At 57.5% G+C, this 16,769-nt stretch carries 16 protein-coding genes; 12 read left to right on the plus strand and 4 right to left on the minus strand.

What is annotated here, in order from left to right; genetic code table 11:
* Nucleotides 1-17: 17 nt before the first annotated feature.
* The 4 genes from yjfF to ytfQ all read right to left on the minus strand — a co-directional run bounded on the left by yjfF (nt 18) and on the right by ytfQ (nt 4,563).
* Entirely contained in the window at nt 18-1,004 is a 987-nt protein-coding gene (gene yjfF, locus OK409_RS05610) for a galactofuranose ABC transporter, permease protein YjfF (RefSeq protein WP_010245373.1), read from the minus strand.
* On the minus strand, nt 1,001-2,017 hold the full coding sequence (ytfT, locus tag OK409_RS05615; RefSeq protein WP_010245375.1) for a galactofuranose ABC transporter, ATP-binding protein YtfT: 1,017 nt from the start codon (nt 2,015-2,017) through the stop codon (nt 1,001-1,003). The genes yjfF and ytfT overlap by 4 nt, the downstream gene beginning before the upstream one ends.
* Nucleotides 2,010-3,530, minus strand: a complete 1,521-nt coding sequence (locus tag OK409_RS05620) for a sugar ABC transporter ATP-binding protein (RefSeq protein WP_010245377.1) — start codon at nt 3,528-3,530, stop codon at nt 2,010-2,012. Before OK409_RS05620 ends, ytfT begins: the two co-directional genes overlap by 8 nt.
* A gap of 76 nt (nt 3,531-3,606) precedes the next feature.
* On the minus strand, nt 3,607-4,563 hold the full coding sequence (gene ytfQ / locus OK409_RS05625; protein ID WP_010245380.1) for a galactofuranose ABC transporter, galactofuranose-binding protein YtfQ: 957 nt from the start codon (nt 4,561-4,563) through the stop codon (nt 3,607-3,609).
* A gap of 687 nt (nt 4,564-5,250) precedes the next feature.
* On the opposite strand from ytfQ, the gene ydgT reads away from it, so the two are divergent.
* The 12 genes from ydgT to OK409_RS05685 all read left to right on the plus strand — a co-directional run bounded on the left by ydgT (nt 5,251) and on the right by OK409_RS05685 (nt 16,742).
* Complete coding sequence (ydgT, locus tag OK409_RS05630; protein WP_003853427.1) at nt 5,251-5,466, plus strand: transcription modulator YdgT; 216 nt, start codon at nt 5,251-5,253, stop codon at nt 5,464-5,466.
* Between the two features lie 110 nt (nt 5,467-5,576).
* Nucleotides 5,577-6,020, plus strand: a complete 444-nt coding sequence (locus OK409_RS05635; protein WP_010245382.1) for a DUF2569 domain-containing protein — start codon at nt 5,577-5,579, stop codon at nt 6,018-6,020.
* A 123-nt stretch (nt 6,021-6,143) separates the two neighbouring features.
* Entirely contained in the window at nt 6,144-6,725 is a 582-nt protein-coding gene (gene rsxA, locus OK409_RS05640; protein WP_003853423.1) for an electron transport complex subunit RsxA, read from the plus strand.
* Nucleotides 6,725-7,303 (plus strand): electron transport complex subunit RsxB, encoded by a 579-nt coding sequence (gene rsxB, locus OK409_RS05645; RefSeq protein WP_010245386.1) that lies wholly within the window; start codon nt 6,725-6,727, stop codon nt 7,301-7,303. The genes rsxA and rsxB overlap by 1 nt, the downstream gene beginning before the upstream one ends.
* Nucleotides 7,296-9,872: an electron transport complex subunit RsxC gene (rsxC, locus tag OK409_RS05650; protein ID WP_264366853.1), complete on the plus strand. Its 2,577-nt coding sequence runs from the start codon at nt 7,296-7,298 to the stop codon at nt 9,870-9,872. The genes rsxB and rsxC overlap by 8 nt, the downstream gene beginning before the upstream one ends.
* Nucleotides 9,873-10,931, plus strand: a complete 1,059-nt coding sequence (gene rsxD, locus OK409_RS05655) for an electron transport complex subunit RsxD (protein ID WP_033786237.1) — start codon at nt 9,873-9,875, stop codon at nt 10,929-10,931.
* Nucleotides 10,932-10,934: 3 nt separating this feature from the next.
* A complete protein-coding gene (gene rsxG / locus OK409_RS05660) occupies nt 10,935-11,567 on the plus strand; it encodes an electron transport complex subunit RsxG (RefSeq protein ID WP_010670075.1) in 633 nt (210 codons plus the stop codon).
* Nucleotides 11,560-12,264 carry an electron transport complex subunit E gene (locus OK409_RS05665; RefSeq protein WP_010245400.1) on the plus strand — a complete coding sequence of 235 codons (705 nt, stop codon included), beginning with the start codon at nt 11,560-11,562 and terminating at the stop codon, nt 12,262-12,264. The genes rsxG and OK409_RS05665 overlap by 8 nt, the downstream gene beginning before the upstream one ends.
* Nucleotides 12,261-12,893: an endonuclease III gene (gene nth, locus OK409_RS05670; protein WP_010245402.1), complete on the plus strand. Its 633-nt coding sequence runs from the start codon at nt 12,261-12,263 to the stop codon at nt 12,891-12,893. The genes OK409_RS05665 and nth overlap by 4 nt, the downstream gene beginning before the upstream one ends.
* Nucleotides 12,894-13,100: 207 nt before the next feature.
* Entirely contained in the window at nt 13,101-13,820 is a 720-nt protein-coding gene (locus tag OK409_RS05675) for an HPP family protein (protein WP_010670074.1), read from the plus strand.
* A 257-nt stretch (nt 13,821-14,077) separates the two neighbouring features.
* Nucleotides 14,078-15,421 (plus strand): MFS transporter, encoded by a 1,344-nt coding sequence (locus OK409_RS05680; protein WP_022625714.1) that lies wholly within the window; start codon nt 14,078-14,080, stop codon nt 15,419-15,421.
* The gene (locus OK409_RS05685; RefSeq protein ID WP_010245413.1) at nt 15,399-16,742 is read left to right on the plus strand and encodes an enolase C-terminal domain-like protein; all 1,344 of its coding nucleotides are present in this window, start codon (nt 15,399-15,401) and stop codon (nt 16,740-16,742) included. The genes OK409_RS05680 and OK409_RS05685 overlap by 23 nt, the downstream gene beginning before the upstream one ends.
* Nucleotides 16,743-16,769 lie beyond the last annotated feature (27 nt).

A 16,769-nucleotide genomic window follows, 5' to 3' on the forward strand; every position in this document is an offset into this window, starting at 1 on the left:
CCGGAGTACTGAAGAACTCAGGAAGGTAATCGCTTAACGGGCGCGTTCTGCTGACGATCCCAGATGACCGTCAGTAACCGCTGCAGGGCGATAAACGCAAACAGCAGAATTCCGATGGCGATCTTGGTCCACCAGGAACTCAGCGTACCGTCGAAGTTAATCCAGGTCTGAATCAGCCCCTGAATCAACACACCGAACAGCGTGCCCAAAACTGTACCGACACCACCCGACAGCAGCGTGCCGCCAATCACCACCGACGCGATCGCATCCAGCTCCACACCCAGCCCTGCCAGCGCATAACCTGCCGAGGTATAAATCGAGAACACGATCCCGGCCAGCGTCGCCAGCGTGGTGGAAAGCATATAAATCTTAATGGTGGTCGCACGGGTCGAAACGCCCATCAGCTGGGCGGATGTCATATTGCCACCGATGGCGTAAACCCGGTTACCAAAACGCGTGCGGTGCGCCAGAATAATCCCGCCAGACACCACCACCAGCATAATCACCGCCAGCAGGCTGAGACGCCCACCGCCCGGCACTTTCCACGCCAGACTGGAAAGCATGCTGTAGAACGGATGATCGATAGGAATTGAGTTCTCCGACACCAGATAACTGCATCCGCGCAGGAAAAACATCCCCGCCAGCGTAATGATAAATGCCGGAATCTTCAGCGCATCGATCAGCCAGCCCATCATGGCGCCGAACAGCGCGCCCAGCGACAGAATCAGCGCAAAGGCCAGCAAGGGATCGATATGAAAATCACCGATCGCCCGGGCAAGAAACACGCCGGTAAAGGCGATCACGGCACCCACAGACAGATCGATACCGCCCGATAAAATCACGAAGGTCATGCCGACGGCGATAATCCCAAGGAAAGCATTATCGGTCAGAATATTGCAGATTACCCGGGTGGAGGCAAAGCCCGGAAACTGACTCAGACAAAACAGGTAACCCGCCACAAACACCAGCAAGGTGATCATCAGCGGAAGATGACGTTTAATCATGTCGGGCGTCTCCGTTTCAACATCGCAATAAACCGTGGTGACTGCAGCAACAGCACGCACATCACCACCACCGCTTTCACCACCTGATTCAGCTCAGGCGGGAAGCCGGAGAGCAAAATCCCGGTATTCATCGACTGAATAATCAGCGCGCCGATCAGCGACAACACCAGATTAAAACGGCCACCCATCAGCGACGCACCGCCAATCACCACGGCGAGAATCGCATCCAGCTCCAGCCATAATCCGGCGTTATTGGCATCCGCACCGCGTATATCCGCCGCGACGATCAGCCCCGCAACAGCGGCACAAACGCCACTTATGGCGTAGGTTGACATCACCACCAGCCAGCCTGTCACACCCGCGTTACGGGCCGCGCGCAGATTAATCCCAACAGCTTCGATAAACAGACCCAGCGCGGTTTTGCGCGTCAGCAACCAGACCGCCAGCGCTACCACCAGTGTGATCCAGACCGGGACCGGCAACATCCACAGCGAGCCGTTACCAAACCAGCCAAGACTGTCACTGTCGAACGTCACAATCTGCCCCTGCGTAATCAGCTGAGCGATTCCGCGCCCGGCGACCATCAGAATCAGCGTGGCAACAAATGGCTGAATACGCAGCAGCGCCACCAGCACGCCATTCCATACGCCACAGGCTAAACCGGTTCCCAGCGTGCAGAGAATAATAAACGGCACACCGTGTCCGGCTACGGTCAATGTCGCAGCCGTCGCGCCTGCTATCGCCATCACCGCACCCACGGAAAGATCGATGCCGCCGGTGGCGATCACCAGCGTCATCCCGATCGCCAGCAGGGCAACCGGTGCCGCACGGTTAAGAATATCGATCGGACTGCCGAACAGACGCCCATCCTGCAGATGCACGGCAAAAAAGTTATTGGCCACCAGACTGTCAATCAACAGCACCAACAGCAGCGCGGCGATTTGCGGCATCCCTGGCGGGAGTTTCAGCTTACGACGTGGCGTTTTTTCAGATGTCATAGGGGACTCAAGCATGTTTTACCCCTCCGTCCGCGATAGCATTGACGATCGACGCTACCGAAAGCTGCTCCAGCGGAATTTCTGCCACCTGCTTCAGATCGCGCATAATCAACACCCGATCGGCATAACCGACCAGCTCTTCGAGTTCAGAGGAGATCACCAGCAGCGCCAGACCATCGGCGCACAGGGATTCAATTAAACGGATAATCTCGGCGTGCGCGCCCACATCAATGCCGCGCGTCGGTTCGTCGAGGATTAAAAACTGCGGTTTGGTCACCAGCCAGCGCGACAGCAGCACCTTCTGCTGGTTGCCGCCCGATAACAGCTCCACAGGCTGCTCTGCATGCGGCGTACGAATACCCAGACTCTTGATAAAACGATCGGCAATCGCCTGCTGCTCACGCTTCTTAATTGGCCGTAGCCAGCCGCGCTGCGCCTGCAACGCCAGAATAATATTTTCACGAACCGAGGCCGCGCCGATAATCCCGTCAGTCTTACGATCTTCCGGGCAAAAACCCATGCCCAGCTGCGAGGCTTTCGCCGGATTAGTAATGCGCTGCACCTTGCCTTTGATCTTCGCTGTTCCTCGGTCGGCACGACGAATACCAAACAACACCTCGGCGGTTTCGGTGCGGCCCGAACCCAGCAGCCCCGCCAGTCCCACTACTTCGCCTGGACGAACTTCCAGGTTAAAGGGCTCGATGGTGCCTTTCCTGCCGTAATCCTCAAACGACACCACCGGCTGATTGCTGCGCAGCGTGCTGCCCTGCCGCTGCAGCGCCGTCTCCAGCAGTTCGCGACCCAGCATCAGCTTAATCAGCTCAATCTGCGGCAGCGTGGCGGTATCGCGGGTGGCGATAAACTGCCCGTTACGCAGCACGGTAATCCGGTCAGTAATGCGGTACACCTGGTCGAGAAAGTGCGTCACAAAAATCAGGCTCATCCCTTTGGCTTTTAACTGCGCCATCAGGGTAAACAGCATCTCAACCTCGCTGGCATCCAGACTGGCTGTCGGCTCATCCAGGATCAAAACCTGGGCGGAAAGATCGACCGCGCGGCAGATGGCGATAATCTGCTGCATCGCCACCGAGTAGTGGCCCAGCGGACGTGTCACATCGAGGGAAAAACCATAATTCCGCATCAGCGCATCGGCCTCCCGCACCATCCGGCGACGGTCGATCATGCCAAAGCGGCGCGGTTCGCGGCCAATATAGAGGTTATCTGCCACCGACATGTTCGGCAGCATATTTACTTCCTGATAAACGGTGCCGATGCCCATCTCCTGCGCCTGCGCCGTATTATGCGGCGTAATCGGCTCACCATTCAGGGTGATAGTCCCTGCATCACGGCTGTAAACACCGGTCAGCACTTTAATCAGGGTGGATTTGCCGGCACCGTTCTCCCCCAGCAGCGCCATGATCTCCCCTTTACGGATATCAAAGGAAACATTATTCAGCGCTTTGACGCCGGGAAAACCTTTGCTGACGCCGCTGATGGATAACAGCGGTGTTTCATTTTGCGTGGTCATTCTGCTCACTCCGCCTCACGTCATGAAAAACCGCCCCGTAGGGCGGTCTGCGGCTGGTCTGCGGCTGATCGGTGAATCAGTAACCCATGCCTTTTTTGGTATCCAGCTCCTTCTGCGCGTCGGCAGGCAGGAACAGCTTAGATTCGGTCTTGATCACTTTTGGCGGCAGCGTGCCATCTTTCTTGAATTTTTCCAGCGCATCAAACGCCGGGCCAGCCATGTTTGGCGTCAGCTCCACGTTGGCGTTAGCCTCACCCGCCAGCATCGCTTTATAGATATCCGGTACACCATCAATCGAGCCGGTCAGAATATCTTTGCCCGGTTTCAGGCCAGCTTCTTTAATCGCCTGAATGGCACCGATCGCCATATCATCGTTATGCGCGTAAACCATGCAGATGTTTTTGCCGTTGTTCTCCGCCTTGATAAAGCTCTCCATCACCTCTTTACCCTTACTGCGGGTAAAGTCACCCGACTGCGAGCGGATCACTTTAATGTTTGGATGGTTGCTGATCGCTTCAGCAAAGCCTTTCTTACGATCGATTGCCACGCTGGCACCCACCGTGCCCTGCAGTTCCACCACGTTACACTGCTTGTCGCCCACGGTTTTCACCAGCCAGTCGCCAATCAGCTTGCCTTCCAGCACGTTGTCAGCCGTCACCACCGCCTGATAGAGCGATTTGTCTTTTACCACAATGGCGCGGTCCAGCAGGTAAACCGGGATTTTGGCATCTTTGGCTTCTTCCAGTACCGGCTCCCAGCCGGTCTGCACCACCGGTGCGATGAAGATGGCATCAACGCCCTGAGCGATGAACGAACGTACCGCCTTGATCTGATTCTCTTGTTTCTGCTGTCCGTCGGCGATTTTCAGGGTGATTCCGCGTTTTTTGGCTTCGCTTTTCGCTACGTTGGTTTCCGCCGAACGCCAGCCAGATTCCGAACCTACCTGCGAGAAGCCGACCGTCATATCTGCAGCGAGTACCGGGCCGGTTAACGCGGCGCTGACCAGCGTGGTCAGAAGTAAACGTTTCCACATAGTTTTTAATCCTCTGAAAGGCGTTTGCTGTTTAGGGTAGAGAGCCTGCTTAGACTGGACTAAAAAAGCGTGCATAATGGCGACATACTTCACAAAACAGAGCAATTTAAAGGGGTTACGTGTAGTCACACGGTTTGACTGACGAGGGAGTTATGGATAAAACGGCTGAGTAGAAAAAATCTGCTCGTTAAATAATTGTAATAAACAGAATCGCTTATGCTTACTGCCACTGGAAACGATTACAGCCAGGCGTACAAAACGGGTTATCCGGCCTGCGATGAACAAAAAATGGGATTTGTGATAGTCCGCACAGTAGATCGCTGCCCTGAGTCAGGCGCGAAACGTTTCTCTGGCACTAAGTGCAGAATGGTTAATTTTTTTGGGCTAAAAGGGTGAGAAAGAAGCCACTAATGCATTGTCAGCGTTGAATAAGAAAAAAAATAATATTTAACCTCTGCTTTTAAACGCTTTATGCCGGCTCTGTCCGTAATTAGTTAGTGAGGTGTTTAAGTTAGAGACGCTGAGTTGCTGGCTCAGACAATAGTAAAAAAGCCAGATATGGAGTTTTAGTGACTAATAAGGTGCTTTTATCTGATTTTCGCCTTTTTTAAGCCGCATGATCTGGACAGCATAAGCTTGCCCCCTATACTGAGCACTCCTTTGTTACTTCTATCTGTTATGGCAATGATGACTGCGCACGATTACCTGCTTAAATTCCGCAAAGTAAATAATTCAGACAGTCTGGAAAAGCTTTTCGATCATCTTAATTACTCCCTGACGAATGATCTGGAAATCATCAATATGTACCGGGCTGCCGATCACCGACGTGCTGAACTGGTCTCTGGCGGACGGTTATATGATCTCGGCTGTGTCCCTAAAACGGTGTGGCGCTACGTGGTCTGATTTCCGGCTGATTTATCGCGGTTTATCCCGCTGATCTTGTCCGGATGGGCGTGCCCCTCTGGACATGTTATTCTGCTGCGCTTCGACTCCCCGAGACAGGAATAACCACGATGAATGAACAGGTTGCTGCGCCGCGTATTGGTGGCTGGCTTTTGCTGCCGCTGGCCTGGCTGATAATGACCCTGTTAACCACCGTTCTGGTGCTGGCGATGTATCTGACACCACTGTTTAATCCGGAATGGCGTGTGGCGCTATTTTCTCACGGCAGCACACTCTTCTCTTACTGGGCTATTTCCCTGCTCACCGCCGTGGCGGTCTGGGCTTATAGTCTCTGGATCAGCTGGCTGTTCTTTAAGCGCTCCCGCCGCCTGCCGCGTCACTACCTGCTCTGGCTGCTGATTACTGTGCTGCTGGCGCTGAAAACCTTTGCCTTTACGCCGGTTACCGATAGCCGTGCCCTCCAGACATTACTGCTGTCACTGCTGGCCGCTGCGGTGTTTGCGCCCTACTTCAAACGCTCAAAACGGGTAAAAACGACCTTTATCGCGCCATAACGCTGTGAGTTATGTCAGGAATTTAATTCTGAGTGCGGTCTGCCGCTCAGCGGATGGCGCAGGTGTTGAGATACGCCGCGCTATCAATGATAATAAGCCGCTTTCTGGCTCCCAGGCGAAAAAATGACCGATTATCTGCTTCTCTTTGTTGGCACCGTGCTGGTGAATAACTTCGTATTAGTGAAGTTTCTCGGCCTGTGTCCTTTTATGGGCGTTTCCAAAAAACTGGAAACGGCGATTGGCATGGGCCTCGCCACGACATTCGTCATTACCCTGGCCTCGATCTGCGCCTGGCTGGTCAACCATCTGATCCTGCTGCCGCTGGATCTGGTCTATCTGCGTACCATGGCCTATATCCTGGTGATCGCCGTCGTGGTGCAGTTCACCGAAATGGTGGTGCGTAAAACCAGCCCGTCGCTCTATCGTCTGCTGGGTATCTTTCTGCCGCTGATCACCACCAACTGTGCGGTGCTGGGCGTGCCTCTGCTGAGCGTCAATCTTAACCACACCTTTATGCAGGCCGCGCTGTATGGTTTCAGTGCCTCTATCGGCTTCTCGCTGGTGATGGTGCTGTTCGCCGGTATGCGCGAGCGGCTGGTGCTGGCCAATGTTCCTGCCCCATTTAAAGGCAACTCCATCGCCCTGATTACCGCGGGCCTGATGGCGCTGGCGTTTATGGGCTTCAGCGGTCTGGTGAAATTCTGATGACCGCGATCTGGATTGCTGTTGCCGTATTAAGTGCGCTGAGCCTGGTGTTCGGCGCGCTGCTGGGTTACGCCTCGCGCCGCTTTGAGGTCGAAGAAGATCCTATCGTTGAGCAGATTGATGCCATTCTGCCGCAGAGCCAGTGCGGTCAGTGTGGCTATCCGGGCTGTCGCCCCTATGCGGATGCGGTCGGTAACAATGGTGAAGCGATCAATAAATGCGCGCCAGGTGGTGAGCAGACCATGCTCAAGCTGGCAGCCCTGCTTAACGTTGAACCGCAGCCGATTGATGGCGATGAAACGGCGAAAGAGCCGGTGCGGACCGTGGCGTTTATTGATGAAGCCAACTGCATTGGCTGCACCAAATGTATTCAGGCTTGTCCGGTGGATGCGATTGTCGGGGCAACCCGCGCCATGCACACCGTGCTGAGCGATGTCTGCACCGGCTGCGATCTCTGTGTCGCGCCCTGCCCGACTGACTGTATTGAAATGCGTCCGGTTGCCACCACGCCAGCTAACTGGAAGTGGGATTTAAATACCATTCCTGTACGGGTGATCCCGGTAGAAACTCATGCTTAATCTGTTTAACTTCCTGAAAAAAGAGAAGGTCTGGGATTTTCAGGGTGGTATTCATCCGCCAGAAATGAAAACCCAGTCCAACGGCACGCCGCTCTCCGAACTGCCGTTGCCGCACCGTTTTATTATCCCGCTGAAACAGCATATCGGACATGAAGGTGAGATCTGCGTTGCGCCTGGCGACAAAGTGCTGCGTGGTCAGCCTCTGACATTTGGCACTGGCCGCATGCTGCCAGTCCATGCGCCCACCTCCGGCGTGATTGAAGATATCGGTCAGCATATGACCGCGCACCCTTCAGGTCTCTCTGAGCTTTGCATTTTCCTGACGCCAGATGGCGACGACCGCTGGATGCCGCTGGATCCGCTGCCTGACTACCGGCAGCATCCGCGCGCCGACATTGTTCAGCGTATTCACGACGCTGGCATCGCCGGTCTCGGCGGCGCGGGTTTTCCCACCGCCACCAAACTGAAGGGCGGCCTGCGCGGGGTTAAAACCCTGATTATTAACGCGGCGGAGTGTGAGCCTTATATCACCGCTGACGATCGTCTGATGCAGGACTACGCTGCCGAAGTCCTGGAAGGCAGCCGTATTCTCGCCTGGGTGTTACAGGCTGAACAGGTGCTGATTGGCATTGAAGATAACAAGCCTGAAGCCATTGCCGCACTGAAGCAGGCGCTGGGTAGCGAGCGCGATCTGCACATCCGGGTCATCCCGACCAAATATCCCTCCGGCGGTGCCAAGCAGCTGACCCGCATCCTGACCGGGAAGGAAGTGCCGCACGGCGGGCGTTCCTCCGATATCGGCGTGCTGATGCAGAACGTCGGCACCGCCTGGGCGGTTAAGCGGGCCATTATTAATGGTGAACCGATCACCGAACGCGTTGTGACGCTGACCGGCGAGGCGATCGCCCAGCCGCGTAACGTCTGGAGTCGTCTCGGCACCCCGATCAGCCATCTGTTGCACCATGTCGGGTTCACGCCTGCGCCGCGTCAGATGGTGATCATGGGCGGTCCGCTGATGGGCTTTACTCTGCCATCGCTGGATGTGCCGGTGGTGAAGATCACCAACTGTATTCTGGCTCCATCTGCCAGTGAAATGGGCAACAACGACGAAGAGCAGTCCTGCATTCGCTGTTCAGCCTGTGCCGATGCCTGTCCGGCCAAACTGCTGCCGCAGCAGCTTTACTGGTACAGCCAGGGCGGCGATCACGATAAAGCGCGCGCTCACCATATTGATGACTGCATCGAATGTGGTGCCTGCGCCTATGTCTGCCCGAGCAATATTCCGCTGGTGCAATATTACCGTCAGGAAAAAGCGGAACTGCGCGCCATCGATCTGGAAGCGAAACGCACGCTGGAAGCCAAAGCACGCTTCGAAGCCCGTCAGGCGCGACTGGAGCGTGAAAAGCAGGCTCGTGAAGCGCGTCATGAAGAGGCGAAACAACGCGTTGCCCGCACCGATACCAGCGAACTGGCTGCGGCCAAAGCGCGGGTGAAAGCCCGCCAGACGGCCGAACCGGATGAGGCAACGCTTGAAGCCCAGCGTGAAGCCCGCCATGCGCAGGCGCGTCTGCGTCAGGCCGAGGCGCAGGCTGAAACCCAGCCGGTGACGCGTCAGACCGTCGATCCGCGTAAAGCGGCGGTTGAAGCGGCTATTGCCCGGGCGAAAGCGAAGAAAACAGTGCCGGTTGAGGCGGCGGATAACCAGGCTGAGGCCAGTGTCGATCCGCGTAAATCGGCAGTAGAAGCCGCCATTGCCCGCGCCAAAGCGAAGAAAGCCGCTCAGGCTGAAGGCACCGAGGCACCGCAGGCCGCAACCGACAGCGCTGCAGAAGCCGTGCCAGACGCCGCCGCTGAGACCGATCCGCGTAAAGCCGCGGTTCAGGCTGCCATTGCCCGCGCCAAAGCGAAGAAAGCCGCACAGGCTGAAGGCGCCGAGGCACCGCAGGCCGCAACCGACAAAACTGCAGAAGCCGCGACAGACGCCGCCGCTGAGACCGATCCGCGTAAAGCCGCGGTTCAGGCCGCCATCGCCCGTGCCAAAGCGAAGAAAGCCGCACAGGCTGAAGGCGCCGAGGCACCAAAGGCCGCAGGCGACAAAACTGCAGAAGCCGCGACAGACGCCGCCGCTGAGACCGATCCGCGTAAAGCCGCGGTTCAGGCCGCTATCGCCCGCGCCAAAGCGAAGAAAGCCGCACAGGCTGAAAACGCCGAGGCACCACAGGCCGCAACCGACACCGTTGCAGAAGCCGCGCCGGACGCCGCCGCTGAGACCGATCCGCGTAAAGCCGCGGTTCAGGCCGCTATCGCCCGTGCCAAAGCGAAGAAAGCCGCACAGGCGGAAAGTGAGGCGGATGCCGCTTCACGTGATGCCGCAGCACTGGCCACCGCCGCGCATTTTGCGGTGGATAAAGCGGAGCAGGCCCAGGAGCAGGCAAACAACGCCAATGCAGAACCTGAACAGGCACCTGAACTGAATCAACCCGATGATGCGCGCAAGGCCGCTATTGCTGCCGCCATCGCCCGTGCCAAAGCGCGTAAAGCGCAGTCGTCTACGACGCTTGAGGATTAAATGGCTTTTCGTATCGCAAGTTCTCCTTACACCCATAATCGCCGCAGCACCGGCAATATCATGCTGCTGGTGGTGCTGGCCGCGGTGCCAGGTTTTGCTGCACAGTGTTATTTCTTTGGCTACGGCACCTTTTTACAGGTCTTACTGGCGACGCTGACCGCCTGGCTGACAGAGGCAGCGATTCTGCGACTGCGCAAAGCGCCCGTTGCCAGCACCCTCGCGGATAACTCGGCGCTGCTGACCGCCGTCCTGATCGGTATCAGCCTGCCGCCGCTGGCGCCGTGGTGGCTGGTGGTGATCGGTACCCTGTTTGCTGTCGTCATTGCGAAACAACTCTATGGCGGACTGGGCCAGAACCCGTTTAACCCGGCGATGGTCGGCTATGTGGTCCTGCTCATCTCCTTCCCGGTGCAGATGACCAGCTGGTTGCCGCCCGATACGCTTCAGGCGATCAAACCCGGGCTGATGGACAGCCTGAGCATGGTGTTCCGGGGCCACACGCTGGCGGGTGAAACCATGCAGCAGCTACAGATGGGTGTTGATGGCATCAGCCAGGCGACGCCGCTTGATACGTTTAAAACTGGTTTACGCGCGGGTCACAGTGCTGAACATCTGCTGGCGCAGCCGATTTACAACGGCGTGCTGGCGGGCCTCGGCTGGCAGTGGGTTAACGTGGGTTATCTGGCCGGCGGCCTGTTCCTGTTGTGGAAAAATGCTATCCGCTGGCATGTCCCTGCCGCCATGCTGCTGTCACTGGCCTTCTGCGCGACGCTGGGCTGGTTCTTCTCACCAGAATCGCTGAACAGCCCGCTGATTCATCTTTTCTCCGGTGCCACCATGCTGGGTGCGTTCTTCATTGCCACCGATCCGGTGACCGCTTCAACCACCAACCGTGGCCGCCTGGTGTATGGCGCGCTGATTGGACTGCTGGTCTGGCTGATCCGCAGCTTTGGCGGTTATCCCGATGGCGTAGCGTTTGCTGTGCTGCTGGCGAACATCTGTGTGCCGCTCATCGATTACTACACCCAGCCGCGCGTTTACGGCCATCAGAAGGATTAAGCGATGCTGGAGACGATTCGCAAAAATGGGGTAACGCTGGCGATTTTTGCCGCGATCACCACCGCCGCCACGGCAGTGGTAAATACCGTAACCAGGCCGACGGTGGAACATCAGACCCTGTTGCAGCAGAAAAACCTGCTGGACCAGGTGGTGCCTGTTGAGCTTTATGACAACAACATCCAGCAGGACTGTTACGTTGTCACGGATGCAGCGCTGGGCAACAGTGCGCCGCACCATCTCTTCCTGGCGCGTAAAGGTGGGCAGCCGGTCGCGGCTGCGCTGGAGACGACTGCACCTGACGGCTATTCTGGTGCGATACAGATGCTGGTCGGTGCTGATTTCCAGGGTAAAGTATTGGGCGTGCGGGTGATTGAACACCACGAAACGCCCGGTCTGGGGGATAAGATCGAACTGCGTATCTCTGACTGGATCAACAGCTTTAATGGCAAAGTGGTTCATGGTCCGGCGGATAAAGCTTTTGCGGTTAAGAAAGATGGCGGTGAATTCGATCAGTTCACCGGTGCCACCATTACCCCACGCGCGGTGGTCAATGCAACCAAACGCACCGCGCTGTTAATGAAAACGCTTCCGGAGAGACTCTCTTCGTTACCGGTATGTGGAGACGCAAATGAGTGAAGCTAAAAGCCTGCTGGTCGGTGGATTATGGAAGAACAACTCAGCGCTGGTGCAGCTGCTGGGCCTCTGTCCGCTGCTGGCGGTCACGGCAACCGCCACCAACGCGCTGGGTTTAGGTCTGGCGACCACGCTGGTGCTGACCCTGACCAACAGTTTTATTTCCGCCTCGCGCCGCTGGGTGCCATCGGAAATCCGTATCCCGATTTATGTGATGATCATCGCCTCGGTGGTGAGCTGCGTACAGATGCTGATCAACGCCTATGCCTATGGTCTTTATCAGTCGCTTGGGATTTTTATCCCGCTGATCGTGACCAACTGCATCGTGGTTGGCCGTGCTGAAGCCGTCGCCTCTAAAAGCAGCATCCCGCTTGCCGCGCTGGATGGCTTCGCCATCGGCATGGGCGCGACCTGCGCCATGGTGGTGCTGGGATCGCTGCGCGAAATTATCGGCAGTGGCACGCTGTTTAACGGTGCCGACCAGCTGCTCGGTCCCTGGGCGAAGTCGCTGCGTATCGAAGTGGTCCATTTCGACTCGCCAATGCTGCTGGCGATGCTGCCGCCAGGCGCCTTTATCGGCCTGGGCATGATGCTGGCCGGAAAATATCTGATCGATCAGAAGATGAAACAGCGGGCAGCACTGCGTGCTCAGGCGGCCGAAACCGCGCCGCCTCAGGACGCTGTCGGGAAACCGGTGTGAATCAGACCAAACGCACCGAAATTCTCCGTCGGCTGCAGCAGAATAATCCGCATCCGACCACCGAACTCAACTTCAGCACGCCGTTTGAGTTGCTGATCGCGGTGCTGCTCTCGGCGCAGGCGACCGATGTCAGCGTGAACAAAGCCACCGCAAAGCTCTATCCGGTGGCCAATACGCCTGCCGCGATGCTGGCGCTGGGTGTGGATGGCGTGAAGGAATACATTAAAACCATCGGCCTGTTTAACAGCAAAGCGGAAAATGTGATTAAAACCTGCCGCATTCTGCTTGAGCAGCACAACGGCGAAGTGCCGGAAGATCGTGCGGCACTGGAAGCCCTGCCCGGTGTCGGCCGTAAAACCGCCAATGTGGTGCTCAACACCGCCTTTGGCTGGCCGACGATAGCCGTCGATACCCATATTTTTCGCGTCAGCAACCGGACGAAATTTGCGCCGGGTAAGAATGTGGAAGAGGTGGAGCAGAAGCTGCTGAAGGTGGTTCCGGCGGCGTATAAGGTTGATTGCCATCACTGGCTGATTCTGCACGGTCGCTACACCTGCGTAGCGCGTAAACCCCGCTGTGGCTCCTGCCTGATTGAAGATCTCTGCGAGTATCCCGACAAAGTCGAGTGATTGCACTGATGAAAGACCCGCTGCGGCGGGTTTTTTATTATCCGGCGATCACTTCTGCTAACGCGTCTCCTGCCCGATCCCCCTTTTCGCTGCTCTCCCTGTTCGTACGAATAACAGTACAGTTTGTCGGGTTGTTACATTGATGTTGATGATGGAGAATCGCCGCCCCTGACGATAAGAAAATGTTATGACACAGTGAGTAAAGTAATGAACAAAAGCGCTTCTGCCGGAAGCCATCCTCTGCGCCTGTTTCTGGCGCGCCTCTGGCCACATCCGCTGGCAGTGAGTAAAAAGCATGTGGTGATCGCCGGACTGGGTGCCGGTATCGGCTTGATCCTGACCAGCCTGCTGAGCCACTGGGTGCTGGGCGAACTGAACCTGTGGTTTGTCGCGCCGGTCGGTGCCTCGGCGGTTTTACTCTTTGGTCTGCCCGCCAGTCCGCTGGCTCAGCCGTGGGCAATCGTCGGCGGCAACAGCCTGTCAGCGCTGGCGGGCGTTACCGTCAGCCAGCTGATCCCTGATCCTGCCCTTGCCTGCGGCGTCGCAGCCTGTGTGGCGATCCTGTTAATGTTCCAGCTGCGCTGTCTGCATCCGCCCGGCGGTGCCGTTGCGCTGACCGCTATTCTGGGCGGCCCTTCGGTGCAGCAGCTTGGATATCACTTTGTCCTGACGCCGATCCTGCTCAATTCACTGACCCTCGCCCTGCTGGCTCTGCTGTTTAATAATCTGGCCGGTCGTCGCTATCCGCATCCGCTGGCCCCGGAAGAAGTTAAACCCGATCCGGTAGCCATGCCGGTGCCGCTGACGCGCGCCGATCTGCATCAGGCTTTGCAGGACGGTGAACTGCTGGATATTGACGAGGATGATTTGCAGGCGCTGCTGCTGCGTGCTGAAGAGATTGCCCAGCGCCGTCAGTTCAGTGGCTGAAACCTGTCTGCCCGCACTGGCACATCTTTCACTGTCGGCGCGACTTCTGGCATTCAGGTCTCCCCTGAACCCTGGTCCTGAGAAGTTGATCGCTGCCACAGTTTTACTCTGCCGCTTCGCCCACGCCACTCCGTAACATATTGATAACACAACCGTCCAGGCCGTACGCCCATCGGCTCCTGGGCGGATGCCCATAGAGCTGGCCTTTTCAGCGCCCTACACTTTGCTCTTCTTTACGTTTCTCATGAGGAAGACCGATGGATAGCGCCTTGTCCCCGCAGCACGATGAGCTGATCGCCTCCGCCATCAAAAAGTTCTTCACCCATATCATCCCGATGCTGGTGGTGATGCTGATTATTAACCAGATCGACCGCGCCAATATTGGCTTTATCAAAGCGGAGTTGCGAACCGATGCCGGGATCAGCGCGGCGGCCTTTGGGCTGGGCGCGGGCCTCTTTTTTATCGGCTATGCGCTGTTTGAGGTGCCGAGCAACCTGATGATGAAGCGCTTCGGCGCCCGCGTCTGGCTGACGCGCATCATGATAACCTGGGGACTGGTGGTGGTCCTGACCGGTTTCGTCACCTCACCGATCCAGTTTTACCTGCTGCGTTTTTTACTTGGCGTAGCGGAAGCAGGCTTCTTTCCTGGCGTGCTGTTCTATTTCCGTCAGTGGGTGCCCAATGCCTGGCGCGGCCGTGCCACCGCGATGGTGCTGAGTGCCACCGCTGGCGCCTTTCTCTTCTCCGGCCCCATCACCGGCGCGATCCTGATGATGCACAATTTCCTGGGGATTGCAGGCTGGAAGTGGGTGATGTTTCTCGAAGGCGGTGCGTCGGTGCTGGTCGGCATTCTCGCCGCCTGGGTGCTGGTGTCACGACCTGGCGAGGCGCGCTGGCTGAGTGCCGCGGAGAAACAGGCGCTGGTGCAGCAGCTGCAGAATGAAGAGGCGCAGCGTGACGAGCTTAACCGCGAGCCAGGCAAAATGTCGCTGCTACGTAATCGCAGCCTGCTGTTCTTCTGCGCGATCTTTTTCACTATGACCATGACCGGCTATACGCTGGTGTTCTGGCTGCCGCAGATTATTCAGCGCATTCAGGGCTTCAGCAGTTTTGGCATCGGCATTCTCACCGCCGTGCCCTGGCTGTGCGCCATTATTGCCATTAATCTGCTGAGCCGCTTTTCAGACCGCCACCGCGACAAACTCGATAAAGCGCTGGGTGTCGCCATGCTGGTCGCGGCCTGCGGCACATTTATGGCCACGCTGGGTTCCCCGTGGTTTGGCTTCCTGGCGATGATCGTGGCCTGTATCGGCTCGAAAGTCAGTGCGACCTTTTTCTGGCCGATGCCACAGGGAGAACTGCCCGCCTCGATTGTCGCGCCCGGCATTGCGCTGGTGAATTCCGTTGGCAACCTTGGCGGCTTCTTCGCACCGACGGTGTTTGGCTATCTGGAGATGAAGACCGGCTCCACTACCGGCGGTCTCTATGCCCTGACCAGCGTCTCGTTGCTGACCGGACTGTGGCTGCTGCTGCGCCGCAAGCCATCCCCGCCTTCCCTCGATCCTATGGAGAATCAACATGTCAGACAGTCCAGTCATTAAAACAATGCGGGTAGTGCCGGTCGCCGGATATGACAGCATGCTGCTGAACATTGGCGGCGCACACAACTGCTACTTTACCCGTATCCTGGTGATCCTGACTGACTCGGCTGGCCGTACCGGCGTCGGCGAAAGTCCCTGTCACGCTTCAACGCTGGCGTTGCTTGAGCGCTTTCGTCCGCAGATTGAGGGCAGCGAACTCCTGCGGCTGAATGCCACCATCGCCACGCTGTTTGCCAGCGACGCGCGACACCAGCAGACCGCGCATACCGACGACATTCATATTCCGCAGATGAACCCGGAGAAGTTTTACAACGCCACCGCGGCGATTGAAGCGGCGCTGCTTGATCTGCTGGGTCAGCACCTGAATCTGCCGGTGGCCGAGTTACTTGCCAGCGGCAAGCAGCGCGATCGGGTGCCGGTCCTCGGCTATCTGTTCTATATCGCCGACCGTAACCTGACCAGCATGAACTATCAGGCGGGCCACGCGGGTGGTGATGCCTGGCTGCAACTGCGTCATGAGAAAGCGATGGACGCGGAAGGCGTGGTGCGGCTGGCGGAGGCGGCAGCGGAGCGCTATGGCTTCCGCGATTTCAAACTCAAGGGCGGTGTACATCACGGCGAAGTGGAAGTGGAGACGGTCAATGCCCTGCTGGCGCGCTTCCCGCAGGCGCGGGTAACGGTTGATCCCAACGCCAGCTGGTCGCTGGATGAGGCCATTTATTATGGCAAACAGCTGGCGGGCCGCATTCCCTATCTGGAAGATCCCTGCGGCGCGGAGCATGGCTATTCCGGCCGGGAAACGCTGGCAGAATTCAGGCGGGCCACCGGCGTTCCGGTTGCCACGAATATGATCGCCAATGACTGGCGACAGTTGCAGCATGCGCTGCAGCTGAATGCCATCGACATCCCCCTGGCCGACCCACACTTCTGGACGATGCGTAACGCACACACCGTGGCGCAGCTCTGCCATGAGTGGGGCCTGACCACCGGCTGCCACTCAAACAACCACTTTGACGTGTCGCTGGCGATGGTGGCGCATCTGGGGGCAGCCGCACCCGGTGATCGCCTGACCGCCTTTGATACCCACTGGATCTGGCAGGATGGGCAGCAGCTGACGCAGCATGCGCCGCAGATTCGGGATGGCTATCTGGAACTGCCAGAGGGGCCAGGGCTGGGGATTACCCTGAATATGGAACGGGTTGAAGCGGCACATGCACTCTACAACTCGCTACCGGATAAAAACCGAAACGATGCGCTGGGCATGCAGTTTCTGATCGATAACTGGTCCTTTAACGCAAAACGCCCGGCCATGCTGCGCTGACGAGCATCGCCCTGTGACAGTGTCACA

Source organism: Pantoea sp. RG18 (assembly GCF_025910075.1).
Classification (GTDB): domain Bacteria; phylum Pseudomonadota; class Gammaproteobacteria; order Enterobacterales; family Enterobacteriaceae; genus Pantoea; species Pantoea agglomerans.